Annotated in this window: 23 protein-coding genes; 10 read left to right on the top strand and 13 right to left on the bottom strand. The window is 68.3% G+C overall.

The genetic code is table 11. The annotated features are described in order from the left end of the window. The first annotated feature begins 17 nt into the window (after positions 1 to 17). From AVCA_RS09575 to AVCA_RS09610, 8 genes are all read left to right on the top strand, one after another. On the top strand, positions 18 to 2,336 hold the full coding sequence (locus AVCA_RS09575; protein WP_041807136.1) for a hydantoinase B/oxoprolinase family protein: 2,319 nt from the start codon (positions 18 to 20) through the stop codon (positions 2,334 to 2,336). A gap of 11 nt (positions 2,337 to 2,347) precedes the next feature. Then, positions 2,348 to 2,854, top strand: coding sequence for an acetone carboxylase subunit gamma (locus tag AVCA_RS09580; RefSeq protein ID WP_012700699.1), 507 nt, complete (start codon positions 2,348 to 2,350; stop codon positions 2,852 to 2,854). Between the two features lie 283 nt (positions 2,855 to 3,137). Then, positions 3,138 to 5,132: a sigma-54-dependent Fis family transcriptional regulator gene (locus AVCA_RS09585; protein ID WP_012700700.1), complete on the top strand. Its 1,995-nt coding sequence runs from the start codon at positions 3,138 to 3,140 to the stop codon at positions 5,130 to 5,132. 157 nt (positions 5,133 to 5,289) lie between these two features. Further along, entirely contained in the window at positions 5,290 to 6,171 is an 882-nt protein-coding gene (locus AVCA_RS09590; RefSeq protein ID WP_012700701.1) for a PP2C family protein-serine/threonine phosphatase, read from the top strand. 146 nt (positions 6,172 to 6,317) lie between these two features. Continuing rightward, positions 6,318 to 6,842 (top strand): rhodanese-like domain-containing protein, encoded by a 525-nt coding sequence (locus AVCA_RS09595; RefSeq protein WP_012700703.1) that lies wholly within the window; start codon positions 6,318 to 6,320, stop codon positions 6,840 to 6,842. Positions 6,843 to 6,929: 87 nt separating this feature from the next. Continuing rightward, positions 6,930 to 7,913, top strand: coding sequence for a serine O-acetyltransferase EpsC (gene epsC / locus AVCA_RS09600; protein ID WP_012700704.1), 984 nt, complete (start codon positions 6,930 to 6,932; stop codon positions 7,911 to 7,913). Between the two features lie 235 nt (positions 7,914 to 8,148). After that, entirely contained in the window at positions 8,149 to 9,081 is a 933-nt protein-coding gene (locus AVCA_RS09605; protein WP_012700291.1) for a family 2A encapsulin nanocompartment shell protein, read from the top strand. Next, positions 9,056 to 10,942, top strand: coding sequence for a family 2A encapsulin nanocompartment cargo protein cysteine desulfurase (locus tag AVCA_RS09610; protein WP_187149016.1), 1,887 nt, complete (start codon positions 9,056 to 9,058; stop codon positions 10,940 to 10,942). The genes AVCA_RS09605 and AVCA_RS09610 overlap by 26 nt, the downstream gene beginning before the upstream one ends. A 135-nt stretch (positions 10,943 to 11,077) precedes the next feature. Here AVCA_RS09610 and AVCA_RS09615 read toward each other — a convergent pair whose 3' ends face one another. Together AVCA_RS09615 and AVCA_RS09620 are read right to left on the bottom strand one after the other, a co-directional pair. Beyond that, positions 11,078 to 13,567 carry a heavy metal translocating P-type ATPase gene (locus AVCA_RS09615; RefSeq protein ID WP_012700706.1) on the bottom strand — a complete coding sequence of 830 codons (2,490 nt, stop codon included), beginning with the start codon at positions 13,565 to 13,567 and terminating at the stop codon, positions 11,078 to 11,080. 747 nt (positions 13,568 to 14,314) lie between these two features. Beyond that, a complete protein-coding gene (locus AVCA_RS09620) occupies positions 14,315 to 15,460 on the bottom strand; it encodes an IS481-like element ISAzvi11 family transposase (protein WP_012699574.1) in 1,146 nt (381 codons plus the stop codon). Positions 15,461 to 15,909: 449 nt separating this feature from the next. Between AVCA_RS09620 and AVCA_RS09625 the strand changes: the two genes are divergently transcribed. Next, positions 15,910 to 16,209: a hypothetical protein gene (locus AVCA_RS09625; RefSeq protein ID WP_231876441.1), complete on the top strand. Its 300-nt coding sequence runs from the start codon at positions 15,910 to 15,912 to the stop codon at positions 16,207 to 16,209. Positions 16,210 to 16,252: 43 nt separating this feature from the next. On the opposite strand, the gene AVCA_RS09630 is transcribed toward AVCA_RS09625, so the two are convergent. The 8 genes from AVCA_RS09630 to puuE all read right to left on the bottom strand — a co-directional run bounded on the left by AVCA_RS09630 (position 16,253) and on the right by puuE (position 22,133). Continuing rightward, positions 16,253 to 17,344 carry an enoyl-CoA hydratase/isomerase family protein gene (locus tag AVCA_RS09630; protein WP_012700710.1) on the bottom strand — a complete coding sequence of 364 codons (1,092 nt, stop codon included), beginning with the start codon at positions 17,342 to 17,344 and terminating at the stop codon, positions 16,253 to 16,255. Beyond that, the gene (locus tag AVCA_RS09635; RefSeq protein ID WP_012700711.1) at positions 17,341 to 17,550 is read right to left on the bottom strand and encodes a hypothetical protein; all 210 of its coding nucleotides are present in this window, start codon (positions 17,548 to 17,550) and stop codon (positions 17,341 to 17,343) included. The genes AVCA_RS09630 and AVCA_RS09635 overlap by 4 nt, the downstream gene beginning before the upstream one ends. Positions 17,551 to 17,570: 20 nt before the next feature. Beyond that, positions 17,571 to 17,693: a hypothetical protein gene (locus AVCA_RS27030; protein ID WP_012700712.1), complete on the bottom strand. Its 123-nt coding sequence runs from the start codon at positions 17,691 to 17,693 to the stop codon at positions 17,571 to 17,573. A gap of 225 nt (positions 17,694 to 17,918) precedes the next feature. Further along, entirely contained in the window at positions 17,919 to 19,088 is a 1,170-nt protein-coding gene (locus AVCA_RS09640) for a urate hydroxylase PuuD (RefSeq protein WP_012700713.1), read from the bottom strand. Between the two features lie 37 nt (positions 19,089 to 19,125). Beyond that, on the bottom strand, positions 19,126 to 19,626 hold the full coding sequence (locus AVCA_RS09645; protein WP_012700714.1) for an ureidoglycolate lyase: 501 nt from the start codon (positions 19,624 to 19,626) through the stop codon (positions 19,126 to 19,128). 61 nt (positions 19,627 to 19,687) lie between these two features. Then, on the bottom strand, positions 19,688 to 20,683 hold the full coding sequence (gene alc, locus AVCA_RS09650) for an allantoicase (RefSeq protein WP_041807139.1): 996 nt from the start codon (positions 20,681 to 20,683) through the stop codon (positions 19,688 to 19,690). Positions 20,684 to 20,691: 8 nt separating this feature from the next. After that, positions 20,692 to 21,207, bottom strand: coding sequence for a 2-oxo-4-hydroxy-4-carboxy-5-ureidoimidazoline decarboxylase (gene uraD / locus AVCA_RS09655; RefSeq protein WP_012700716.1), 516 nt, complete (start codon positions 21,205 to 21,207; stop codon positions 20,692 to 20,694). Then, positions 21,204 to 22,133, bottom strand: coding sequence for an allantoinase PuuE (gene puuE, locus AVCA_RS09660; protein WP_012700717.1), 930 nt, complete (start codon positions 22,131 to 22,133; stop codon positions 21,204 to 21,206). Before puuE ends, uraD begins: the two co-directional genes overlap by 4 nt. Positions 22,134 to 22,239: 106 nt before the next feature. On the opposite strand from puuE, the gene uraH reads away from it, so the two are divergent. Next, positions 22,240 to 22,590: a hydroxyisourate hydrolase gene (gene uraH / locus AVCA_RS09665; RefSeq protein WP_012700718.1), complete on the top strand. Its 351-nt coding sequence runs from the start codon at positions 22,240 to 22,242 to the stop codon at positions 22,588 to 22,590. Positions 22,591 to 22,708: 118 nt separating this feature from the next. On the opposite strand, the gene AVCA_RS09670 is transcribed toward uraH, so the two are convergent. From AVCA_RS09670 to AVCA_RS09680, 3 genes are all read right to left on the bottom strand, one after another. Continuing rightward, on the bottom strand, positions 22,709 to 24,007 hold the full coding sequence (locus AVCA_RS09670) for a condensation domain-containing protein (protein ID WP_012700720.1): 1,299 nt from the start codon (positions 24,005 to 24,007) through the stop codon (positions 22,709 to 22,711). A gap of 53 nt (positions 24,008 to 24,060) precedes the next feature. After that, positions 24,061 to 25,059: an alpha/beta hydrolase gene (locus AVCA_RS09675; RefSeq protein ID WP_236616371.1), complete on the bottom strand. Its 999-nt coding sequence runs from the start codon at positions 25,057 to 25,059 to the stop codon at positions 24,061 to 24,063. A gap of 121 nt (positions 25,060 to 25,180) precedes the next feature. Then, a complete protein-coding gene (locus tag AVCA_RS09680) occupies positions 25,181 to 25,978 on the bottom strand; it encodes a 2,3-dihydro-2,3-dihydroxybenzoate dehydrogenase (protein WP_012700722.1) in 798 nt (265 codons plus the stop codon). Between the last annotated feature and the right edge of the window lie 5 nt (positions 25,979 to 25,983).

The following is a 25,983-nucleotide window of genomic DNA, read 5'->3' on the forward strand; positions in this document are numbered from 1 at the left end:
TAAAAGAGGCTTCCACCATGAATATGCTGGCCAAGAACGCCCCCGGCTCGCTGCTGGGCAACGGCAAGACCCTGCAGGCCTTCCGCAGCGAAGTGACCCAACGCACCAAGGAAACCGGCTTCTACAACGGGCTGAGCAGCCTGCCGTTCCGCGAGAGCGATCCGATCGGCTACGAGAAACTGTTCTCCAAGATCCGCGGCGGCCTGGTGCATGCCCGCGAGACGGCCAAGAAGATCGCCGCCAGCCCCATCGTCGAGCAGGAGGGCGAACTCTGCTTCACCCTCTACAACGCGGTGGGCGACTGCATCCTCACCTCCACCGGGATCATCATCCACGTCGGCACCATGGGCGCGGCGATCAAGTACATGATCGAGAACGACTGGGAGAGCAACCCCGGCATCGCCCCCGGCGACATGTTCACCAACAACGACTGCTCGATCGGCAACGTGCACCCCTGCGACATCGCCACCATCGTGCCGGTCTTCGCCCACGGCAAGCTGATCGGCTGGGTCGGCGGCGTCACCCACGTGATCGACACCGGCGCGGTGACTCCCGGCTCCATGTCCACCGGCCAGGTGCAGCGCTTCGGCGACGGCTACCAGGTCACCTGCCGCAAGACCGGGGTCAACGACCAGCCGCTGCGTGACTGGCTGCACGAGTCGCAACGCTCGGTGCGCACGCCCAAGTACTGGATTCTCGACGAACGCACCCGCATCGCCGGCTGCCACATGATCCGCGACATGGTCGAGGAGATCATCGCCGCCGAGGGCCTGGAGTCCTACGAGCGCTTCGCCTTCGAGGTGATCGAGGAGGGCCGCCGCGGGCTGCAGTCGCGGATCAAGGCGATGACCCTGCCGGGCACTTACCGCAAGGTGGCCTTCGTCGACGTGCCGTTCAAGCACGAGGACGTGCAGACCTCCTCGGCCTTCGCCAAGGTCGATACCATCATGCACTCGCCGGTGGAGATCACCATCCGCCCGGACGCCAGCTGGCGGCTGGACTTCGAGGGCGCCAGCCGCTGGGGCTGGCACACCTTCAACGCCCACCACGTGGCCTTCACCAGCGGCATCTGGGTGATGATGACCCAGACCCTGGTGCCGACCCAGCGGATCAACGACGGCGCCTGCTTCGGCACCGAGTTCCACCTGCCCAAGGGCACCTGGTGCAACCCGGACGACCGCCGCACCGGCCACGCCTACGCCTGGCACTTCCTGGTTTCCGGCTGGAGCGCGCTGTGGCGCGGCCTCGGCCAGGCCTACTTCAGCCGCGGCTACCTGGAGGAGGTCAACTCGGGCAACGCCAACACCTCCAACTGGCTGCAGGGCGGCGGCATCAACCAGGACGGCGAGGTCCACGCGGTCAACAGCTTCGAGGCCTCGTCCTGCGGCACCGGCGCCATGGCGATCCGCGACGGCCTCAACCACGCCGCGGCGATCTGGAACCCGGAAGGCGACATGGGCGACATCGAGATCTGGGAGATGGCCGAGCCGCTGCTGTACCTGGGGCGCAACGTCAAGTGCAACTCCGGCGGCTACGGCAAGTACCGCGGCGGCTGCGGCTTCGAGACCCTGCGCATGGTCTGGAACGCCGAGGACTGGACCATGTTCTTCATGGGCAACGGCTACATGAACTCCGACTGGGGCCTGATGGGCGGCTATCCGGCCGCCACTGGCTACCGCTTCGAGGCGCACGACACCGGCCTCGCGGAGCGTATCGAGCAGGGCCTGTCGCTGCCGCTCGGCGGCGACCTCGATCCCACCGAGCCGGCCTACGAGCAGCACATCTCCGCCGCCGCCAGGGTCAAGCGCGACAAGCAGTGCATGACCACCGAAGACTGCTACGAGAACCACGACCTCTACCTCAACTACCTGCGCGGTGGGCCGGGCTTCGGCGATCCGCTGGAGCGCGAGATCTCCGCCATCGCCGACGACCTGAACCAGGGCTTCGTCCTGCCGGCCTACGCCGAGAAGGTCTACGGCGCGGTGATCGCCCAGGACGCCAAGGGGTACTGGGCGGTGGATGCGACGGCCACCGAGACGCGCCGCCTGCAGATCCGCGCCGAACGCCTGCAGCGCTCGCAGCCGACCCGCGAATGGATGCGCGAGGAGCGCGAGCGGATCGTCACCAAGCACGCCTCGGCGCCGGTGCAGCAGATGTACGCCAGCAGCTTCGCTCTCTCCGAGAAGTTCCTCGCCCGCTTCAAGGCGTTCTGGGAACTGCCCGCCGACTGGACGCTGAACGAGGACGAACTGGGCGTGCCGGTCTACGGCGCCAAGCACCGCATGGACCTGTCCCTGCTGCCCGATGTGCACACCGTGGTTCAAGTGGAAGAATGAGGAGCGCGAGCATGACTACCTATACCAAGGAACAAGTGAAGAACCTGGTGGACGGCCGCCTGGACTGGGACACCACCACCCGCATGCTGACCATGCCCAAGGATCACGAGCGCTTCCGTCTCTACCTGGAGGTGCTGCAGGAGCGGGTCTCCTGGCCGGACCGCATCGTCCTGCCGCTCGGCCCGGCGCTCTACATCGTGCAGTCGGCGACCAGCAAGCGCTGGGTGACCAAGTGCCGCTGCGGCCACGAGTTCTGCGACTACCGGGAGAATTGGAAGCTCTTCGCCAACATCCACGTGCGCGACACCCCGGAAAGCATGCGCGAGGTCTACCCGACGCTGCTCGCCCCGGACACCCGGTGGCAGGTCTACCGCGAGTACTACTGCCCGCACTGCGCCACCCAGCTCGACGTCGAGGCGCCGACCCCCTGGTATCCGGTGATCCACGACTTCGAGCCGGACATCGACACCTTCTACCGCGACTGGCTGGAGATGCCGCTGCCCGAGCGTGTCGATTGATCGCGTAGACCGCCGTCTCCCCGGCATCCGCCGGGGAGCCTTCCGCGAGGCCCCGGTCCGGGGCCTTCGTCCAGCCACCGGCCTTCATCCGCCGGTAGTCGCCGTCTGTCCGCATATCCCGGATTCCCCGGGCGATTGCCGGATCGGGCGGCTGGATTCCCGTCTAGAATGCCTGCAGTTTCTGTGGTATTGCATTGTCCCCATGCCCGCTGCGCCAGAGATGCCGTGGGCGTCCTGCCCGCAGGGCCGAGCCGAGAACAATAACAATCAAGGGTGATGGCTGATGAGTTCGCTCATACCGAAAGGGGTCTTCTCCTGCCCCGAGGACAACCAACGAATAAAGGCCGCCTGGCAGCATTTTCTCCAAAGCGCGGAGCTGCCCGGCGACGTGGCCGTGCGTCCACCGGTCGACCAGTCCTGGCGGCGCTGCCTGGACAGCCGGGTCGATCCGGGCCTGCGGCAGGCCCCGGAGCCGCTGACCGAGGTGCAGCTCCAGGCCATCCGCGAGCGGCACCGGCGCCTGCTCGACGCCAGCATGCCGGTCATGGCCATGGCCCGCGAGTTGATGGCGCAGAGCGGCAACATCATGCTGCTGGCCGACCGCAACGGCATGGTGATCGAGGCGGGCGGCGACTACGCCACCCTCAGCCAGGCCGAACGCATCCACCTGATGCCCGGCAGTCCCTGGAACGAGCAGTTCTGCGGCACCAATGCCATCGGCACCGCGCTGCTGCTGGGCCAGCCGGTGCAGATCCACGCGGCGGAGCATTTCTGCGAGGGCATCAAGCGCTGGACCTGCTCCGCCTCGGTCATCCGCGACCCGCGCGACGGGCATATCCTGGGCGCGCTGGACGTTTCCGGGGAGTCGCAGAGCTTCAGCCGCCACAGCCTGGCCCTGGCGGTGACCACCGCCCATCGCATCGAGTCGGCGCTGGCCAGGCACGAAATGGCCAGCCGCTACCGCCTGCTGGAACTCAGCATCGAGCAACTGGCGGCCCATCACGACGAAGGCCTGCTACTGTTCGATCCGCACGGCTTCCTGGTGCGCAGCAACCTGCACGGGCCGGCGGCCCTGGCGGCCCGCGGCATCGACCTCGACATCCGCGGCGCCTGCCGGCTGCCGGCCCTCGCGCTCGGCCCGGAGGGGAGCCCGGCAGGACCCTTGCCGGACTGGCTGCCCGGCGACTGGCTGCGGCCGGTCCAGGCCCGTGGCGAAGTGCTCGGCATGCTGGTGCGCATCCCCTGGCCGGCTCGCGCCGCCGGGACGCTGGTCGCTCCCAAAGCGGACCAGCGCGCGCCGGCCGAGCGGGCACCCGGTTTCGCCCGCCTGGTGGGCAACAGCGCGGCGATGGTCGCGGCGTTGCACAAGGCGCAGCAACTGGCCGGCTGCAACGTGCCGGTGCTGTTGCAGGGCGAGACGGGCGCCGGCAAGGAAGCGTTCGCCCAGGGCATCCACTATTCCGGGATCGGCCGCGAAGGCCCCTTCGTGGCCATCAACTGCGGCAGCCTGTCCCGCGAGCTGCTGGCCAGCGAGCTGTTCGGCTACGCCGAGGGCGCTTTCACCGGCGCCCGGCGCGGCGGCATGAAGGGCAAGATCGAAGCGGCCCACGGCGGCACCCTGTTTCTCGACGAGATCGGCGAGATGCCGCTGGATTTGCAGAGCCACCTGCTGCGGGCGCTGGAGGAGGGCGAGATCTACCGGCTGGGCGAATGCGAACCGCGCCGGGTCGACTTCCGCCTGGTGACGGCGACCCACCGGGATCTGCGCGAGGAGGTGGCCCAGCGGCGTTTCCGCCAGGACCTGTTCTACCGGGTGGCGGTCACCAGCATCCGCATCCCGCCGCTGCGCGAGCGGCGCGACGACATCCCCCTGCTGGCCGGGCATATCCTGAAACGCGAGGCCGAGCGGCACGGGCGTCCGCTGCCGGAGCTGGACCCCGAGGCCCTGCAGGCGCTGATGGCCCACGACTGGCCCGGCAACGTACGCGAACTGCGCAACGTCCTCGAAGGCATGCTGCTGCTGGGCGGGCGCCGTCTGACCCGCGACGATCTGCCGGACGAACTGCGCCAGTCGGCACGGCTGGCGGCCGGAGCGGTCGAAGGACAGCTCGAAGAGGCCGAGCGCGAGGTCATCCGCCAGGCCATCGAGCGCAGCCGCGGCAACCTGACCCAGGCCGCCAAGGCGCTGGGCATCGCCAAGAGCACCCTGTACCTGCGACTCAGGAAGTACGGCATGTCCCGCGTGCCGGAGGCCGGCGAACGGCTGCGGCTCGAGTGAGCGCGGCAGGGGCGGGGGCCGCCGAACCGTGCGCTCCTTCACCTTCCCGACGTCATGCCCGGCGAGCGGCTTTCCGGGCGCCGTCGGCGGGGTATGCCACCGGCAGTTCGCCCCGTCCGCTCCAGCCGCAGCACCGTCGTCGAGACAATTCAACGCCATGTCGATCTCCACATCTTTCGATTCCGCCCTGGGATATGCGGCGCTCACGGTCGCCGGCCAGGTGCGCAAGTGCAACGAGGACGCCCTGCTGTGCTGTCCGCAGTTGTGTCTGTGGGCGGTCGCCGATGGCATGGGCGGCCACGGTCGCGGCGAGCTGGCCAGCGCCCTGGCGCTGGAAACCCTGCACCGGCTGGTCGCCTGCGGTCAGGACCTGCGCAGCGCCGTCCAGGGCGCCGATGCCGCCGTTCTCGCCGCCGCCGAAACCAGGGTGGGCGGATACGGCATGGGCGCCAGCCTGGTCGCGGTGCGCTTCGCCGGCGCGGATTTCCAGCTCGCCTGGGCCGGCGACAGCCGCGCCTACCGGATCGGCGGCGACTCCATCCGCCAACTGACCCGCGACCATACTTGGGTGCAGACGATGGTCGACGCCGGCCGATTGACCCAGGAGGAAGCCAGCCGCCATCCCCTGCGCAACCTGGTGACCCGCTGCCTCGGCCTGAACCACGACATGCTCGCGGTGGAACTGGTGCAGGGCCGCCTCGACCAGGGCGAACGGCTGTTGCTGTGCAGCGACGGTCTGACTCGCGAACTGAGCGACGCACGGATCCAGCATCTGTGCGCCCACACCCTCAGCCTCGACACGCTGGTCGGCGCCCTGGTCGGAGCCGCCGAGCGCATGGGCGGCAGCGACAACATTTCCTGCATCGCGCTGGGACTCGCCGCACCGCCGGCACGGACCGAGGAGCGGCCACGCGGCTTTCTGCGCAGATTGCTGAAATCCGCCGGGAAAATGAGCGGTGCCCGATTGCGGAGAAAAATCGACGCCCGGAGTGCTCCGGGCGCTCTCGCGCGCATGGCTGCCTACCGCCCAGTGGCATGATCGACTGGAGTTTTATATTCTTAAAAGTTTTATAAATAAAATAACAAGTTATTTTTTTGGAATAAGTGAGCGATATAGAGTAGCCAGCAACGTGGTGCGGCGGATGGGCTGCCGGGCCTCGACCAGTCAACCGGAGGAGTCACAGAATGCCAGCCGCTACCCCAGTCCGCCATGAAGCCGCCGAGGACGTCCGGCGTCCCGTCGATCTGTCCGAGGTACTCGCCGCCAGTCCGGCGGAGTTGCTCGCCAGGGCGCGTGCCCGAGGTGTCGACGGCGGTCTCGCCTATGCCGGCAGTCTCTACCCGCCGGAGGCCTGGGCGCTGCTGCAGGCCGGTGCGGCGATCCTGGTGGATGTGCGCAGCGCCGAAGAGCTGAAGTTCGTCGGGCGTGTGCCGGACACCCTGCACGTGGCCTGGCAGAGCGGCCCGACGCTGATCAAGAACCCGCGCTTTCTCATCGAGCTGGCCGGCAAGGCCGGGCGCGACAAGGTGCTGGTGCTGCTCTGCCGCAGCGGCAAGCGTTCCGCGGCGGCCGCGAGCGCCGCCGCGGCCGCCGGTTTTCCCCAGGTATTCAACGTGCTGGAGGGTTTCGAGGGCGATCTCGATGCCCGTCAGCAACGCGGCGAAAGCGGCGGCTGGCGACACTGGGGGCTGCCCTGGGTCCAGGATTGAGTTGTATCCTTCCAGACATTTCCGGTACTTCTTTTCCCGTCCATCCCCGTTCAGGACCGGCCGTTTCCGCGGCCGGCAGGTTCTCTCATGTCCAACAAACCCAAGGCCGTCTTCGACGGCGTCTCGCATACGCCGGAGGTACCCGCGCCCCGGCCGGTGAACTGGCAACTGGAGCAGATCGTCGATGAACTGCGTGCCGCTCGCGCCGATTGGCGCAAGAACTGCGGCCGGACGCGCGAGCTGGGCAGCCGCGAATTGCCCTCGCGGCAGACCGTGGCGGAGATTCTCGCCGCGCTGAGCGGCGCGCTCTTTCCGATGCGCCTCGGGCCCAGCGATCTGCGCGAAGAGAGCGAGGATTTCTATGTCGGGCACACCCTCGACAGCGCACTGAACGCGCTGCTCGGCCAGGTACGCCTGGAACTGCACTATGTCGCCCGCCAGTGCGGGCAGCGCGAGCCGGATCTGGAGACGCGCGCGGTGCAGATCGTCCGCGAATTCGGCGCCGCCTTGCCGGAAATGCGCCGGCTGCTGGACAGCGACGTGATCGCCGCCTACCAGGGCGATCCGGCGGCGCGCAGCCTGGACGAGGTACTGATCTGCTATCCGGGCGTCCAGGCGGTGATCCACCATCGCCTGGCCCATCTTCTGTACCGCTCCGGGGTGCCGCTGCTGGCGCGGATCGTCGCGGAGATCGCTCATTCCGCCACCGGCATCGACATCCATCCGGGAGCGCAGATCGGTCACAGCTTCTTCATCGACCACGGGAGCGGCGTGGTGATCGGCGAAACCGCGGTGATCGGCAACCGCGTACGCATCTATCAGGCGGTGACCCTGGGCGCCAAGCGCTTCACCGTCGACGAGTCCGGCCAGTTGCTCAAGGGCCAGGCCCGTCATCCTATCGTCGAAGACGACGTGGTAATTTATGCCGGCGCCACCATTCTGGGCCGCATCACCATCGGCAAGGGTTCCATCATCGGTGGCAATGTCTGGCTGACCCGTAGCGTGCCTCCGGGCAGCAACGTCACCCAGGCGACCTTGCAACATCAGCCAGGCAACGCGGGGCAGCCGTGACGGCGAGCCTCCGGCCCTGCGCATCAATGCGGTACCGGCCGGGCAACGCGGGGTCGTCGTAACGACGAACCTCCGGTCCTGCACACCGCGGTACCGGCCAGGCAACGCGAGGCAGCCGCGATGGCGAGCCTCCGGCCCTGTGCGTCATGCAATTCCAACCGGGCAACGCGGGGCAGTCGCGACGACGAGCCTTTCGGTCCTGTGCGTCTATTCCGAATCTTTACTGGAGTGATTCATGAGTGACCATCAGGATGTACGCCTGGCATTGGGCGACAGCGCCGCACGCCAGTTGGCGAACGCGACCAAGACCGTCCCGCAGCTTTCCACCATCAGCCCGCGCTGGCTGGTGCACCTGCTGCAGTGGACGCCGGTGGAGGCGGGCATCTTCCGTCTGAACAAGGTGAAGAACCCGCTGAACGTGCAGGTCGCCTGTTCGCAGCGCGACGAGGCGGTGCTGCCGCAGACCTTCGTCGACTACGAGGAGCAGCCGCGCGAGTACTTCCTCAACGCGGTGACCACCATCCTCGACGTGCACACCCGCGTCTCCGACCTCTACAGCAGCCCGCACGACCAGATCCGCGAGCAGTTGCGCCTGACCATCGAGACGATCAAGGAGCGCCAGGAAAACGAGCTGATCAACAACCCCGAATACGGCCTGCTGGCCAGCGTCGATCCGAGCCAGCGCATCTCCACCCTGGGCGGCGCGCCGACCCCGGACGACCTCGACGAGCTGATCGCCAGGGTCTGGAAGGAGCCGGCCTTCTTCCTCGCCCATCCGCTGGCCATCGCCGCCTTCGGCCGCGAGTGCACCCGCCGCGGCGTGCCGCCGCCCACCGTCAGCCTGTTCGGCGCGCAGTTCCTCACCTGGCGCGGCCTGCCGCTGGTGCCGTCGGACAAGATCCCGTTCGACGACAACGGCAAGACCAAGATCCTCCTGCTGCGCGTCGGCGACAAGCGCCAGGGCGTGGTCGGCCTGTACCAGCCCGGCGTGGCCGGCGAGCAGAGCCCGGGGCTGTCGGTGCGCTTCATGGGCATCAATCGCAACGCCATCGCCTCCTACCTGATCTCGCTGTACTGCTCGCTGGCGGTGCTGACCGAAGATGCCCTGGCCGTGCTCGATGACGTGGAGGTCGACAAGTACCATGACTACTCGGACACCTACAAGTAATCCGCCGCAGCCGGCGGACGCCCGGGGGCCGGCCGGTCTGCCGGACGTGGCGGATCTGGCGCGGCTGGCCAACGCCTTCTTCGCCAGCCTGCCGGGTAGCGCTCCGTCGGACGGCGTTCCGTCGGGCGGCGCGCCCTTCGGCAAGGGTCTGTCGGACAGCGTTCTGCCGGGCGGCGTTTCGGCGCTGGCCGGCGTGTCGCCCGTCGAGCCGTTTCCGAGTGGGGCCGCCGCCTCGCTCGGGGCGGCCGAACGGCACGCCGGGGAGACGCTTCCGGCGGGCATCGCCGACGGCCTGGAGCTCGGCTCGCCCGAGGCCTACGCCGCCGCGTTGCCGACGCTGTTCCCGGCTGCCGGCGGCCTCGCGCCGTTGGCCGGGGGCGCGCCGTCCACGCCGTACTACTTCCTCGGCGAGGGCAGCGCCTACAGCGGCGAGCCGGAGCGCTTCGCGGACCTTCCCGTCGAGCCGGACAGCCGCGCGGTGCCGGGCGGGGACGCGCTGGGCGAGGTCCTCCGCTCGATCCTCGCCGAGCCGTCCGCGCCGGCGGCGCCGGCGGGTCCGGGGGCCGGACAGTTCTATTTCCTCGAACGGAGCGGTCCGGGCCTGGAGCAGGCGCCCGATCCCGTCGTCCAGCCGCAGGTCCGCAGCGGTTTCGACGTGCAGGCGGTGCGCCGGGACTTCCCGATTCTCGCCGAACGGGTCAACGGCAAGCCGCTGGTGTGGTTCGACAACGCCGCCACCACGCAGAAGCCCAAGGCGGTGATCGATCGCCTGGCGTACTTCTACGAGCACGAGAACTCCAACATCCACCGCGCCGCCCACGAGCTGGCGGCGCGGGCGACGGACGCCTACGAGGGCGCGCGCAGCAAGGCGGCGCGCTTTCTCGGCGCGAAGTCGACGGACGAGATCGTCTTCGTGCGCGGGGCGACCGAGGGCATCAACCTGCTGGCCAACACCTTCGGCCGCCGGTTCATCGGCGAGGGGGACGAGATCATCGTCTCCCACCTGGAGCACCACGCCAACATCGTGCCCTGGCAGTTGTTGGCCAACGCGGTGGGCGCCAGGCTCAAGGTGATCCCGGTGGACGACTCCGGGCAGATCATCCTGGAGGAGTACGCCAGGCTGCTCGGTCCGCGCACCCGGCTGGTGAGCATCACCCAGGTGTCCAACGCCCTCGGCACGGTCACCCCGGTGGCGGAGGTGATCGCCCTGGCGCATGCCGCCGGTGCGCGGGTACTGGTGGACGGCGCGCAGTCGGTGTCGCACCTGAAGGTCGACGTGCGGGCGCTGGACGCGGACTTCTTCGTGTTCTCCGGGCACAAGGTCTTCGGGCCGACCGGCATCGGTGTGGTCTACGGCAAGCAGGAACTGCTCGACGAGCTGCCGCCCTGGCAGGGCGGCGGCAACATGATCGCCGATGTGACCTTCGAGAAGACCCAGTACCAGGGTGCGCCGGCGCGCTTCGAAGCCGGTACCGGCAACATCGCCGATGCGGTGGGGCTCGGTGCGGCGCTGGACTATGTCGAGCGCATCGGCCTGGAAGCCATCGCCCGCTACGAGCACGAACTGCTGGAGTACGCCACCCGGGGCCTCGCGACGATTCCCGGCCTGCGCCTGATCGGTACCGCGGCGAACAAGGCCAGCGTGCTGTCCTTCGTGCTGCAGGGCTACCGCACCGAGGAGATCGGCGCCGCCCTCAATCGCGAGGGTGTCGCCGTGCGTTCCGGCCACCACTGCGCGCAGCCGATCCTGCGCCGTTTCGGGGTGGAAACCACGGTGCGGCCGTCGTTGGCGTTCTACAACACCTTCGACGAGATCGACCTGCTGGTGAGCACCGTGCACCGTCTGGCGACCCGGCGCTGACGTTCATCTCCCCCGGCTGTCCGGCCGGGGAGCTTTTTCTCCCCCGTGCCCGGCCTTGCCGCGAGCGGCGCGGCCGGGCAGATTCATCCGCGACGGATGGCGGTGGAAGCCAAGGCATCGCGGACGCGTTCGCTCCTAGCCGAGCGCCGGCGGCTGGAAGCGCTTCAGACGCAGCGCGTTGCCGAGCACGAACACGCTGGACAGGGCCATGGCGCCGGCGGCGAAGACCGGCGAGAGCAGCATGCCGTTGACCGGGTAGAGCGCGCCGGCGGCCAGCGGGATCAGCGCGGTGTTGTAGGCGAAGGCCCAGAACAGGTTCTGGCGGATGTTGCCGAGGGTCGTCCGGGACAGGGCGATGGCCGTGGGTACGCCGCGCAGGTCGCCGGACATCAGCACCACGTCGGCCGCCTCGATGGCGATGTCGGTGCCGTTGCCGATGGCCAGGCCGACATCCGCCGCGGCCAGCGCCGGAGCGTCGTTGATGCCGTCGCCGACATAGGCGATTTGTCCGTGCCTGGCCTTGAGGCGCTTGAGCGCCTCGACCTTACCGTCCGGCAATACTTCGGCCACCACTTCGTCGATGCCCAGTCGCCGGGCGATGGCTTCGGCCGCGCGGCGGTTGTCGCCGCTGATCATCGCCACCTGGATACCCTGCGCATGCAGGGCGCGGATCGCCGCCGGCGTGGTTTCCTTGAGCGGGTCGGCGACCGCCAGCATGGCCGCCGGACGACCGTCGATGGCGGCGTAGAGCGGCGTCTTGGCCTCGTCGCCGAGGCGGCGGGCCTCCTGGGCGAAGCCGCTCACATCGAGGCCTTGCCGGGCCATGAAGCGGTCGGCGCCGATCTCCACCCGCACGCCGTCCACCATGGCGCGCACGCCATAGCCGGTGACCGCCTCGAAGTCTTCCAGCCGGCCGAGGGCGAGGCCTTCGGCCTCGGCCGCCGCGACGATGGCGCGGGCGATGGGATGTTCGGAGCGCACCTCGACGGCGGCGATCCGGCCGAGCACGGCGCCGCGCTCGAAGCCTTCGGCGAGGATCAGGTCGGTCAGCTCGGGCCTGCCGCGGGTCAGGGTGCCGGTCTTGTCCAGCGCCACCACCCGGGCGTCCTTGAGCGACTGCAGGGCTTCGCCCTTGCGGAACAGCACGCCCAGCTCGGCGGCGCGGCCGGTGCCGACCATGATCGAGGTGGGGGTGGCCAGGCCCATGGCGCAGGGGCAGGCGATGATCAGCACGGCCACCGCGTTGACCAGGGCGAAGGTCAGCGCTGGCGCCGGGCCGAAGAACATCCAGGCGAGGAAGGTGAGCAGGGCGACGAGCATCACCACCGGGACGAACCACAGGGTGACGCGGTCGACCAGCGCCTGGATCGGCAGCTTGGCGCCCTGGGCCTGCTCGACCATGCGGATGATCTGCGCCAGCACGGTGTCGCCGCCGATACGGGTGACGCGCAGGGTCAGCGCGCCGTTCTGGTTGATGGTGCCGCCGACCAGGCCGGCGCCGGGCGTCTTCTCCACCGGCACCGGCTCGCCGGTGATCATCGACTCGTCGACGAAGCTCGTGCCCTCGCTCACCTCGCCGTCCACCGGGATGCGCTCGCCGGGGCGTACTTCGAGCAGGTCGCCGTTGCGCACTTCCTCGATGGCCACTTCCTCGACCCGGCCGTCACGGCGCACGCGCGCGGTCCTGGCCTGCAGGCCGATCAGGCGCCTGATCGCTTCCGAGGTGCGGCCCTTGGCGCGGGCCTCGAGGAAACGGCCGAGCAGGATCAGGGTGACGATCACCGCCGCCGCTTCGTAGTAGACGTGCACGGTGCCGGCCGGCAACAGGCCGGGGGCGAAGGTGGCGACCAGGGAAAACAGCCAGGCGGCGCTGGCGCCGACCGCGACCAGCGAGTTCATGTCCGGCGCCCCGCGCAGCAAGGCCGGGATGCCCTTGCGGAAGAAACGCAGGCCGGGGCCGAACAGCACCAGCGTGCACAGAACGGACTGCAGGAGCCAGTTGGCCCGCTGGCCGAGACTGGCGAGGATCAGGTGGTGCAGGGCCGGAATCAGGTGCGCGCCCATCTCCAGCAGGAACACCGGCAGGCTGAGGGTGGCGGCCAGGGTCAGGTCACGCTTGAGCGCGGCCAGTTCGGCGCCGCGCCGCGCCTCTTCGGCGTCGACCGCTTCGTTGCCGGCGCTCATCGCCTTGGCCGCGTAGCCGGCGCGCTCGATGGCGGCGATCAGCGTGGCGGCCGGCATGCCGCTCAGAACGCGCACCCGGGCCCGTTCGCTGGCCAGGTTGACGCTGGCATCCGTCACGCCCGGCAGCTTCTTCAGCGCCCGCTCGACGCGGCCGACGCAGGAGGCGCAGGTCATGCCGCTCACGCTCAGCTCGATGCTGTCCTCGGTGACCTGGTAGCCGGCCTTGCGCACCGCGGCGATGGCGGCGGCGACGTCGACCGCGCCGGCGAAGGCGATCTCCGCCCGCTCGCTGGCCAGGTTGACGCTGACGCCCGTCACGCCGGGTACCTTGCTCAGGGCGCGCTCGACCCGTCCGACGCAGGAGGCGCAGCTCATGCCCTCGATGGCGAGGGTCAGGTGCGCCCCCTGGTCCGGGCGGGTGACGCTGATCGATGTATCCATGGGGCCTCCTGGGTAATGACTGTCGGCCACCTTAGAGCTTGCGCCGGTGTCAAGGTCAAGCCTTCGGGGCATTCGCAGGGCAATCGCATGAAATGCCCGCTCCATACCGGACTGGAAAGATTGTGTGCCTGGTCGTTCTGGCGTGGTCTTCAGATCCAGTGCATCGGCTGCTTGCCGAGGGGCCGGATACTCCTTGTTTCGGCCCCCCGGCCGAGTCACTTTCTCTTTGCTCGCGCGAAAGAGAAAGTAACCAAAGAGAAAGCGCGCCCGATCATTCGGCCCCGGCTGCGCCGGGGTTCCCTCGCTCCGGCGCCGCTCCGGGGGCACGTCGCGAAGGGACGTCCCTGTCCCTTCGCGACTCGCTCGGCGTCCTGCCTCGCGTCCCCCTCCGCGACACCTGCGCTCGGCCTCCTGAACGGGAGTCGGTTCCGAGCTGCCTGAAAGCGCTTTTGCTCTTCTTGTGGCACGGCCTGTCAGGCAACGCCGGATGCCCCCTTCAGGAGGCCGAGCGGAGTCGTCGCGCAAGGGGATGAGCCGCAGGGATGCGGCGAAAGGCCCGAGGGCCATGGATGGCCCTTCGTGGGGGGCCGCCTAGGCACGTGCCCCTGGAGCGACGACGCAGGGAGGGAACCCGGAGCGAAGCGCAGGGCCGGATGAGGGGGTGGCCTTCTTTTGGGTTACTTTTTCTTGGCCAGATGTACGGACCGGAGACATGGTGGACACATGTGCGGGGACATGGTTGACGGATTATGCGTCAGTTTTGGCTAACTCCCGCAGGTCAATCTGCATCAGCTTGTGATGGACGAAGTACACGTCGTATAAGCCGTCGGTATCGCCGCTCGGGCGGATGGCCACCGGCTGGTCGCGCAGTGGATTGGAGAGTTTGTAGCTGCGTCCTTTGAACCTGATCGCCCCAAGCGCCTTCACTGTCACCACGGTATCGTCCGGCCCGTATTCAATGGTGGGCAGTTGTACAGGATAAGTCCGTGGGCTGACTCGGTAGCGTGTGACAGGCGTGACCATCCGAAGGGCTTCGTGGGGTCGCTGGTGGTTGTAGACCACACGCCAGTTGTCGAAGGCTTCCTGGGCCTGGTGCAGGGTGTGGAAGCTGCGGCCATTGAGGACTTCGGCCTTGAGTGAGCGGTGAAAGCGTTCATCCTTGCCGTTGGTTTGCGGGTGACGAGGACGGCTGAAGCTCAGGCGGATGCCCAACCGGATCAGCCAGATGGCAAGTTCGGTCAATTGCCCCGGTTGGCGCGAGGCACCCCAAGGGGCGCCGTTGTCCGTGTTGATCCGTACCGGCAAGCCATAGCGCTCGAAGATGCCGATCAGTTCACCCTGCACGGTGCCATGGCGCTGACAGGCGCAGGCCCGCAGGCCCAGGTTGAAACGCGAGTGGTCGTCCAGCACGGTCAGTGGATGACAGGGGCCTTCGGATGTCTGGAAATACCCTTTGAAATCCATTTGCCACAGATCGTTGGGTGCCGCGTGCTCGAAGCGTTTCCAGGGCACGGCCGCTTCTGAGGCCAGGGGATCGATCAGTCCGTGACGGTGCAGGATAGAGGTGATGGTGCTTGGCGCCAAGGCTGGATGCCCCAGGTCTTGCAAGCGCCGACTCAGCTTACGTCCACCCCAGCACGGATGGGCCTGGCGCAGCTCCACCACCCGGGCTTCCAGACTGGGCGATGTCAGGTGTGGGCTGGTCTTGGGGCGCCTGGAAAGGTCGGCCAGGCCGGCACGCCCTTGCTGTTCATATCGGACCAGCCACTTGTACGCAGTCTGCGGGCTGATCCCGAAGCGTCGGCACAACTCACGGCGGTTGCTGCCTTCCTGCTGGGCCAGCAGGACAAATTCTTCTCGTAGGTTCATGGTGTCTTGAATGTTCCAGGGCATGGTCGTTGGCTCGGCAGGTCACTGCCGAAAGTGTCAACCATGTCCCCGCACACCTGTCACCTAGGTCTCCGGTCTGTACAGCCAGACAAGAAAAAGTGACTCGGCCGGGGGGCCGAAACAGGGAGTGTCGGAGCACTCGGCAAGCAGCCATGCCAAGGCTCACACAATCTTTCTTTCCAGTCCGATATCAGGCGAGCGCTTCATGCGATTGCCCTGGGGGCATTCGCACGCGTCCGGCTTGCCCCAAATCATCGGTCGGGGGTGAGGCGACTGGCAGAATGCTAGGCATACAGGAGTGGCCGTGAGCACGAAAGTGCCTGGAGTCGGTCCGGCCAGGGAGGGTCGTCAGTCCATCAGCTTATCCATCGCCACCAGCTTGCCGGGTTTCGCTTCATCGGCATTGGGAATGGCCAAGATCAACGCAATGTTCCTCGGAGGGAACCGCTGCCATGAAAACTTCCGGTGTCCTAACCCTGACCCTCAGTCTGTCGATGCTCGTCGGGGCCGCGAAGGCTGCCGAAAACCCCGAAGACGCCGATTCCAAAGTCTCCCACGGCAAGTCGCTGGGCGGTATGAACGGCATGATGATCGGCGCCATCGGCGGCCCGATCGGCATGTTGATCGGCGCCGGCGTCGGCATGCTGGTCGGCGATGGAGCCGAGGAGGTGGCCGAAGGCGCGCTATCCGACTCGGGCAAGCCCAAGCCGGCCGAGTCCTCCACCGACTCCAGCGGAACCGTGATCCGCTGAGTTCCTGATGGCCCGGCTTCCGTCCGGGCCATGCCCCCATCGCTCATCCCGTCAAACCCATCCGCTCCTCGCCGGGCCTGAAGTCGGCGAAGAAGGCCTGGACCTGTCCGGGGCTGACCTCGGCGAGGGTCGGTGGATTCCAGCGCGGCGTCTTGTCCTTGTCGATCAGCAGGGCGCGCACGCCTTCCATGATGTCGCCCGCGGCGAACCACTGACGATCCAGGTGCAACTCCAGGGCGAAGCAGTCGTCGAGGCTCAGGTGGCGACCGCGCTGCAGCAGCTCCAGGGTCACGCAGAGCGCCAGCGGCGAGCGGCTGTCCATCAGGCGGACGGTCGCTTCGGCCCAGGCGCGGTATTCCGGGCGGTGCTCGGCGAGCAGCGAGGCGCGGATGCTCGGAATGTCCGGCAGGGAGAAGTGGGTTTCGATGGCCGGGTGCAGCTTCTTGAGTTCCGAGCCCGACAGGTGGCGCTTGCCGAAGGCGTCCAGCAGGTTGCCGAGCGCCTGGCGCGGGCGCACGTCCCAGGCCAGTTCGTCGAGGCTGCGCTCCAGTTCGGCGAAGCCCTCGCTGGGCAGATACCAGTCGGCCAGGCCGGCGTAGAGGGCATCGGCGGGCGACAGGTGCACGCCGGTGACGCCCAGGTAGAGGCCCAGGGCGTCGGGCAGGCGGGAAAGGAAGTAGCTGCTGCCGACGTCCGGGAAGTAGCCGATGGCGACTTCGGGCATGCCCATCCGGGCCCGTTCGCTGATCACCCGCAGCATGTTGCCCTGGACCAGGCCCAGGCCGCCGCCGAGGACGAAACCGTCCATCAGGGCCAGTACCGGCTTGGGATAGCAGTGCAGATAGTAGTCGAGGGCGTATTCCTTCTCGAAGAAGGCCAGATGGCGGCCGTCGCCGGCGCGGAAGCTGTCGTACAGGGCGCGGATATCTCCCCCGGCGCAGAAGGCCTTGTCACCGGCGCCGCGCAGCACCACGGCGAGAATCGTCGGGTCCGCCGCCCAGGCTTCGAGCTGGCGCTGCAGAGCGCAGACCACCGGCAAGGTGAGGGTGTTGAGGTTGGCCGGACGGTTCAGGGTCAGGTAGCCGATGCGGTTGCGCTCCGCAACCAGTATGGGGTAGTCGGGGAGATGGGTCATGGATGATTGTCCTTGTTGTAGAGGTGGATGATCGCGGGAAAGCCGGGGCTTCGTTGCCCCTGGCGACGAAAACCTGGTAAGGCCGCGGGGAGCGCCGGTCGGCCGATCGGGTCGAGATCCTCCGGCAGCATGCCGACGATCGGCTCGGCTTCGCCGCGCGCCACGAGAGCGCCCATGTTGTCGAGTCCGATGAAGCCGATGTGCATGTAACGATTCCTTCCCCGGCTCACTCGGGGGTGGCGCGAACCGAAACCTGCCGGGAGACCGGGGCGCGCCAGGGCCCGTTGGCAGCGTCGACGAAGCGCTCGTCGACCGGCGGCCTGCGGGGAAAGGCGCCTTGCTCGCTCATGGGGAACCCTCGTTCTTATTGTCGTTCTCGCCCGGAACCGGATCGCCGGGCGGACTTCGCCTAGGAAGAGGCTAGCAGTGCGATACGGTCGTTGCCACCGGCCCTCTTGACAATTGAACTTTCGTCGAAAACGGCCGGCTTCGGTACAAACTCTGCCCCATGGCGGCCGGCGAAGTAGCGGCGGAGGTCAATGGATGTACGAAAAACGTTCGCTGTGCGCACGCTTCAGTCGGTTCGCGCACCGGCGGCGATCCAGGCGCCGATCAGTGCGCGTTCCTCCGGGGTCATGCTGGTGATATTGCCGAGCGGCATGAGCTGGCTGGCCACCGCCTGGGCGTGGATCTTCGGCGCCAGCATGCGGATCTGCTCGGGGCTGTCGAGCATCACCCCGCCCGGCGCACTGGCGAACAGCGGGCTGCTGGGGGTGGCGGAGTGACAGACCGTGCAGCGCGTGTGGATCACCTCGGCGACCCGGGCGAAGCGGCCGGCCGGCGCGGGCGTCTGCCGTGGCGCGCTGACGAAGGCCAGGCAGAGCAGCCCCAGGGCCGCGGCCGGCAGCGTCCAGGCGAAGCGCTGGCTGGCGTGGCGGGTGTTGAAGTAGTGGCGCACCGGCACGGCGAGCGCCGAGAGGGCGGCGAGGATCGCCCAGTTCCACGGGCTGCCGTAGGTGCTGGGGAAGTGGTTGCTGATCATGATGAACAGCACCGGCAGGGTCAGGTAGTTGTTGTGCCGCGAGCGCAAGAGGCCCTTGGCCGGCAGGCGCGGGTCAGGCGCGCGGCCTTCCTCGATGGCTTTCACCAGGTCGCGCTGGGCCGGCATGATGATGCGGAACACGTTACCGACCATCAGGGTGCCGATCAGCGCGCCGGTGTGGATGTAGGCGGCGCGACCGCCGAACACCTGGCTGTAGCCCCAGGCGGCGAGGACGATCAGCGCGAACAGCAGCGCGCCGAGCAGCGCCGGGCGCTTGCCCAGCGGCGAGTCGCACAGGCGGTCGTAGACGAACCAGCCGGCGATCAGCGAGCCGAAGCCGAGGGCCACCGCCGCCGCTGGCGGCAGCGCGCTGCCGGGGGCGAGCAGGTAGAGGCCGGGATTCAGGTAGTAGACCGCGCCGAGCAGGGCGATGCCGGACAGCCAGGTGCCGTAGGCCTCCCACTTGAACCAGTGGAGCTTCTCCGGCATGCGCGGCGGGGCCAGCTTGTACTTTTCCAGGTGGTAGATGCCGCCGCCATGGATCGCCCAGAGATCGCCGGCGAGTCCTTCGCGGGGATTGCGCCGGTCGAGGTTGTTCTCCAGCCAGACGAAATAGAAGGAGGCGCCGATCCAGGCGATGCCGACGATCATGTGAATCCAGCGGATGGCGAGGTTCAGCCATTCGGTCAGATGTGCTTCCACGCGGGATACCTCTGGTCCGCGCCGGCGGACCTGTCTATCACGGGCGGTGAAGGAGCAACTGCTCGTCTTCGCCGAAGAAGTGCTCGTCGCAGTTGGGGCCGGCGCCGCTGCGGTCGATCACCAGGAATTCGTCGTCGTCCAGCAGCGCCAGCACCGGGTGGTGCCAGACGCCGCGCTGGTAATTGACGCCCTGGCGGCCGTTGCCGAGGAAGACGCGGACCTGTTCCGGGCGCGGGGCATCGCCCGGCGGGGCGACCACGATCAGGAAGGGGTTGCCGCGCAGCGGCACGAACGCCTGGCTGCCCAGCGGATGGCGCTCCAGCATGCGGATGGTCAGTGGCATCGGCAGGGCGCGGGCGACGAAGATGCTGACGATGGCCCGGTCCTCCGGCGCGCTGGTCTGCACCTCGGCCAGGGCGTGGTAGCGGCGGGTCGAGCCGCCGTTGATCATGAAGTAGTCGCTGCCTTCGGTTTCGATCACCTCGCCGAAGGGGGCGAAGGCGGCCTTGCTCAGGGGTTCGATGCTCAGGATGCGCATGGGCTTCTTCGCTCCGCTTCGCTTTTCTCCCTCTCCCTGGGGCGAGGGAATGACAAATGCCTCACTTCGCCACCTTTCCGAACAATCGCAGCCGGCTGACGCCGCCGTCGGGGAAGACGTTCAGGCGCACGTGGCTGATCGGCCCGAGCGGGCGGATCTCTTCGACGAACTCGTGTTCCCGGTGCATCGAGAGCTTCTGGCTGGGCAAGAGCTCGCGCCAGAACAGGCTCTGGGTCTCGATCTGGCTGTCGGTGCCGCCCTTCACCCAGGCCGCCTGGATCGAGCAACTGTCCGGGTAGTTGCCCTTGAAATGCAGGGTGTCGACGACGATCCGCTCGATCTCGCCGGGATGGCCCAGGGCGACGATCACCCAGTCGTTGCCCGGCGTGCGGCGGCGCGCGGTTTCCCAGCCGTCGCCCATGTTCGCTCCGCGTCCCGGGTTGAGCAGGTTGCCCATGCGCCCGAAGTGCTCGTCGGAACAGGCCAGGGCGCGCCCGCCATTGAGCGCGGCGGCCAGGTCGAGCGTCTCGTCGGCGCCGACCGCGCTCCAGTCGCGGTACGGGATGCCATAGACGCGCAGGCGCGCCACGCCGCCGTCCGGGTAGATGTTGAAGCGCAGGTGGCTCCAGGGGCGCGGGTCGGTGACACTGTGGTAGTGGTGGCTGTTGCCCTTGAGTTCGACCGCCGGCAGCACCTCGACCCATTCGGTGCGTTCGTCGGGATCGCCTTCGGCGAGGAAGCAGGCTTCCAGCGAGGCGGACGGCGGGTAGTTGCCGGTGAAATGGCGGGTATCGATGTCCACGCCCTTGATCGCGCCGGGCACGCCGAGGCGCAGCAGCGCATGGTCGTAGCCCTCGAAGCGCTTGCGCCGCGACTCCCAGCCGTCCATCCACTTGCCGTTGTCGTCGTAGACGCCTTCCTTCCACTCGGGCTCGGTAGGCTGGAGCATCCGCTCGACCGGCGCGAACCAGTCGTCGGTGACGTAGAGGGCGCGGGTGCCGAGGCGGGCGTCGGCGAGATTCAGGTATTGCTCGAACGGAACGCTGTACTTTTTCATGGGCATCCTTAGATCGCCTGCAGGCGGAACAGGGCGATCTTGTCGATTTCGGTCAGGGCACGGGCGAATTCCCGCTCGGGTGTGTTGTTCAGGCGTTCCTCGAAGGCGGCGAGGATCTTCCGCCGGTCGCTGCCCTTCACCGCCATGATGAACACGAAACCGAAGCGCGTCTTGTAGGCGGCGTTGAGACGCTCGAAGCGCGCGAACTCCTCGGGCGTGCAGTCCTGGATGCCGGCGCCGGCCTGCTCGGCCGTGCTGGCCGCGCTCAGCTCGCCGCGCACCGCGGCCTTGCCGGCCAGGTCCGGGTGGGCCTGGATCAGCGCCAGTCGTGCCGCGCGGGACGCAGTGCGGACGACCTGCGCCAGGCGCGCGTGCAGGCGCTCGATGTCGTCGTCCTCCTCGCCGATGCCCTGGTCGAAGACGGCTTCGGCGATCCACGGCGAATGCTCGTAGACGCCGCCGAAGGTTTCGACGAAGGCCTCGCGGGACAGCTTCGAAGGTTTCACGGTGGCGAAGGCGGTCATCGGCCGGCTCCCGGGAAAGGGTGGGTGGCATGCCAGTGGCGGGCGATGTCGATGCGCCGGGCGAACCAGACCTTGTCGTGGCCCTTCGCGTAATCGACGAAGCGTTGCAGGGCGGCGAAGCGCGCCGGGCGGCCGAGCAGGCGGCAGTGCATGCCGATGGACAGCATTTTCGGCGCGCCGGCCTCGCCCTCGGCATAGAGCACGTCGAAGGCGTCCTTGAGGTAGGTGAAGAAGTCGTCGCCGCTGTTGAAGCCCTGTACCTGGGTGAAACGCATGTCGTTGGTGTCCAGGGTGTAGGGAATCACCAGATGGGGTTTCTCCACGGTGGATGCCGGGTCCCAGTAGGGCAGGTCGTCGTCGTAGGCGTCGGAGTCGTAGAGAAAGCCGCCCTCCTCGCGCACCAGCCGGCGGGTGTTGGGACCGAGACGCCCGGTGTACCAGCCGAGCGGGCGCTCGCCGGCGATCCGCGCGAGGATCTCGACGGCTCGCTCCAGGTGCGCCTTTTCCTCGACCTCGTCCATGTATTGGTAGTCGATCCAGCGATAGCCGTGGCTGCAGATCTCGTGACCGTCGGCGACCATCCTCCTGATGACCTCGGGATGGCGCTCGGCGGCCATGGCCACGGCGAACACGGTCAGCGGAACGCCTTCGCGGCGGAACAGTTCGAGCAGGCGCCAGACCCCGGCGCGGCTGCCGTATTCGTAGAGCGACTCCATGCACAGGTTGCGCACGCCGGGCAGTGGCTGGGCGGCGACCATCTCGGAGAGGAAGGCCTCGGATTCCCCGTCGCCGTGGAGGATGCAGCGCTCGCCGCCTTCCTCGTAGTTGAGCACGAAGGACAGGGCGATGCGTGCCTCGCCCGGCCAGTGCGGATGGGGCGGCTCGCCGGCGTAGCCGATCAGGTCGCGGGGGTAGGGACTGGTCACGGGACTCTCCTGTCTAGGCTTGAAACTATCGGGACAAGGGTATCTCCTGCAAATCTACCGCTCACCCGCACACAGGAGGAAGGGGCCGCCCGGCTCCGCAGTACCCATGGCCAGACTGACCACCCATGTGCTCGACACCAGCCACGGCTGCCCCGGCGCGGGCATCGCCATCGACCTCTACCGCCTCGACGGCGAGCGGCGGCAGTCGCTGGGCCAGGCCGTGACCAACGCCGACGGACGCTGCGACGCGCCGCTCCTGGAGGGCGAGGCGTTTCGCGCCGGCGTCTACGAACTGCACTTCCACGCCGGCGACTACTACCGCCGCCGCGGGGTGCGCCTGGCCGAGCCGGCCTTTCTCGATGTGGTGGTGCTGCGCGTCGGACTGGGCGGCGAGGGGCATTACCACGTGCCGCTGTTGGTGTCGCCGTACGGCTATTCCACCTATCGCGGCAGCTAGCACGGGCTTTCGGCGCCAGCCCTTTCCCATCCGATCGAAACTTCCCTCTGCCGGGAACGGCAGAGGGAAGACGGCAGTGCTCCCGCGCCGAACGCCGCGGGAATGGCCGGAGCCGGGCTTATTGCCACAGCGCCTGCAGGGGCGCCTCCGGGGCGTGCCTGGCCAGCCGTTGCAGCCAGTCCAGCAGGTCCCCGTGCAATTGCTCCAGTCGGTCGCTGGAGTAGGCGTGGGGATTGGCTTCGACGCAGAGCCGCCACTCGGCGTCCAGTACCGCCAGGGTGACGTTGAGGTCCTTGACCGGTCCGGCGGTGATGGGCCTGATGCGGCTGTCCAGCCCGGCGAAGGCGGCCTTGCGGTCGAAGGGCATGAGGTTGACCGCCTGGTTGAACAGGTGCTTCTGCGCCTCCATCAGGCCCAGGTCCATGCGCATCCAGCCGTAGCGGTAATACAGGTGCGGGCGGATGCGGCGCATCTCGCCGGCGATCTGCTGCGCATGGCTGGCCATCGAGCCGGCCGGGTCGATGCGCAGGCTCAGCGGCACTATGTTCATCGCCATGCAGGGTACGCCCAGCGCCGGGGTGCCCAGCCGGTTCATCGCCGGCAGGGCGAAGGTCAGCGCCTGCTGGCCGGATTGCCTGCCCAGCCAGAGTCCGATGGCCGCCAGCACCCAGTTGCCCCAGTCCTGCCCGCAGGCGCGGGCCGCCTCCTGCAGCATGGCCACCTGGTCGCGTTGCAGCCGGGTTTCGCTGCGAATGACCTGCTCGGGAAACTCCGCCGCCTCGGCGATGGTGGCCGGTGCCGGGACATCCCGCAGCTGCTGCAGCCAGAACTGCTTGTCGCGCTCGAACAGTCCCTTGGCCCGGTAATCCTGCTCGGCCTGCACCACCCGCGCCATCGACCAGTCCGGCAGGGGCGGCAGCTCGCTTTGCCGGACCCTGGCGCTGTAGCGCTCGGCGATGGTCTGGCAGACCAGGCCGTAGGCGTAGCCGTCCAGCGTCACATGGTGGGCCTGCAGGTACCAGAGATGGTGCTGGTCGCCCAGTTGCAGCAGGGCGCTCCGGTAGAGCACGTCGCGGCTCGGGTCGAGGGTGCGGCTCAGTTCCCGGTCGATCCAGGCCTGGGCCGCGGCGGCCGGGTCGGGCTCGCGGCGGAAGTCGTGCAGCGCCAGCGGCGGGCAGGCCGGCGGCTGCGGCAATTGCCACAGCCGGCCTTCCTCGTGGACGAAGCGCATGTGCAGGCTGTGGCAGTTGTTCAGGACCTCGACCACCGTGTCCGACAGCGCCGCGCGATCGACGGCGCCGAGCAGCTCGATGGTTTCGGCCGTGAGGTAGGCCGGACTGTCGGGTACGGCCTGCTGGGCGACCCAGATGCTGAACTGGGCGGTGGTGGCGGGCAAGCGGGAAGGCGTGGCGTTCATGGCGGATACCTGCGACAAGGTACTGACTGAAGGAGTGGAGGGACGGGGTCCGGTCAGGGCGTGAAGGCGAACTTCTCGACGACCCGGCGGGCGCCATGCATCAGCATGTCCAGATGGTCCTGCTCGGGGACGACGCGCGCCGTCACCTGCAGGTTGGGCAGGCGTGCCGCTTCCAGCCGCCGTGCGGCGTCGCGCACGAGATCGACGATGGCGCGTTCCTGCATGTGCCGCTTCTGTTCCTCGGAAGGAAAGCTGGCCGGATACTGCTCGTCCAGGCCAACGGTGATCATCAGCCGGGTGGGCTGTTCGAAGCGCAGCGTTTCCAGGCGTTCGGGCAACTGGCGCAGGAGCTGTCGCTCGCCGAACCAGAGCGAGGGGCTGGCCGCCCAGTAACGCTGGAAATGCCCTGGTTCGGTCAGCAGGGTGTGCACGGCGAACAGCCCGCCATAGGAAAACCCGAACAGGCTGTGCTGCCGTGGATTCATCGGAAAATACCGGGCGATCAGCGGGCGCAGCTCCTCGGTCAGGAACTTCAGGAAGGCCGCCGCGCCACCGTGCTCGCTGGAGAACTGGTCGCCGGTCCGGCCGGCCGGCACCGGCGTGTAATCCAGCGCCCGGGCATTGACGTCGAAGGGATCGCCACTGGCGTAACCGACTCCGATCACCAGGCCGGCCGGCGTATCCTTCAGCTTTTTCGCCACCCATTGCGCGCTCTGTCCGGCGGACACCGGGCGGGGCCGGACGTATTCGGCGATCGGATAGCTGGCCAGTCCGTCGAGCATCCACAGCGTGGGATAGCCGCTCGGCAGCGGCGCCCGGTGCGGCAGCCCGACCAGGATGCGGTAGCGCTGGCCGGTGTTCTTCGAGGTCATCTCGAAGCCGAGGGTGCGGGAAAGCCCGGCCGGCCGCCAGTCGGCCGGCAGGCCGGCCCAGTCTTCGGCGGTCGGGGTTTCGGCGTGGGCCGGCATGCCGGCCATGAGCCCCAGGGCCAGCGCCAGGGCACCGAACCCGGTCAGCAGCCGGGCGGATGGGCGAGAAGGATGCGTGGGCAAAATGAGTTCTCGTCTTGGGTTCGTGACAGCGCGGTCTCGGCCGATCCGCCGGTTTTCGGCGGTGCCGGTGGAAAACGCGCGGCGCTTTTCCACCGGCACCGCCTCCCGGCGCGGCCTCGGCTCAGGCGCCGAGGGTGGCGCCGCCGTCGACCACCAGGTCGTGCATGGTGATATGCCGGGCCTGGTCCGAGGCGAGGAAGCAGACGGCATCGGCGATGTCTTCCGGCGTGGCGATGCGGCCCAGCGGAATGCCCAGCCGGTAGCGTTCCAGCGAGCCGCTCAGCACGTTCTGCACGTGTTCCGGGGTGGGCGCGAAGGCGCGCTGCATCGGGGTGTCGGTGGAGCCCGGCGACACCGTGTTGCAGCGAATGCCATGGGGCGCCAGTTCCAGCGCCAGGCAGCGCATGTAATGCACTGTCGCCGCCTTGGACGCGGCATAGGCCGCCATGCCCAGCCGGGGCGCGTGGGCGGCGTTGGAGGCGACGGTGACGATGCAGCCGCGCTTGCGCTCCAGCATGCCGCGCGCCACCGCGCGGCACAGGCGGAACACGGCGGTGGTGTTGATGGCGAAGGTGTCTTCCCAGGCCTGGTCGGTCAGTTCCAGCGTGCCGCCGGAGAACAGCACGCCGGCGACGTTGGCCAGCAGGTCGATCGGCCCCAGGACCCGTTCGCCTTCGGCCACGGCGGCTTCCAGCGCCTGGGCGTCGCGCAGGTCCAGCGTGCAGGCCAGCACCTCGCAACCGATGGCCCGCAGGCTTTCCGCCTGTGCCTGCAGCGCGCCGGCGTCGCGATCGAGCAGCACCAGGCGCGCCTCCCGCCGGCCCAGCGCCGTGGCGACCGCCGCGCCGATGCCCGCCGCCGCGCCGGTCACCAGCGCGACCTGGCCGGCGAATTCGCTCGTCTTCGTTGTCGTGTCCATCCGCT

Origin of the sequence: Azotobacter vinelandii CA, from assembly GCF_000380335.1 — a bacterium.
In the GTDB taxonomy this organism is placed as follows: Bacteria; Pseudomonadota; Gammaproteobacteria; order Pseudomonadales; family Pseudomonadaceae; genus Azotobacter; species Azotobacter vinelandii.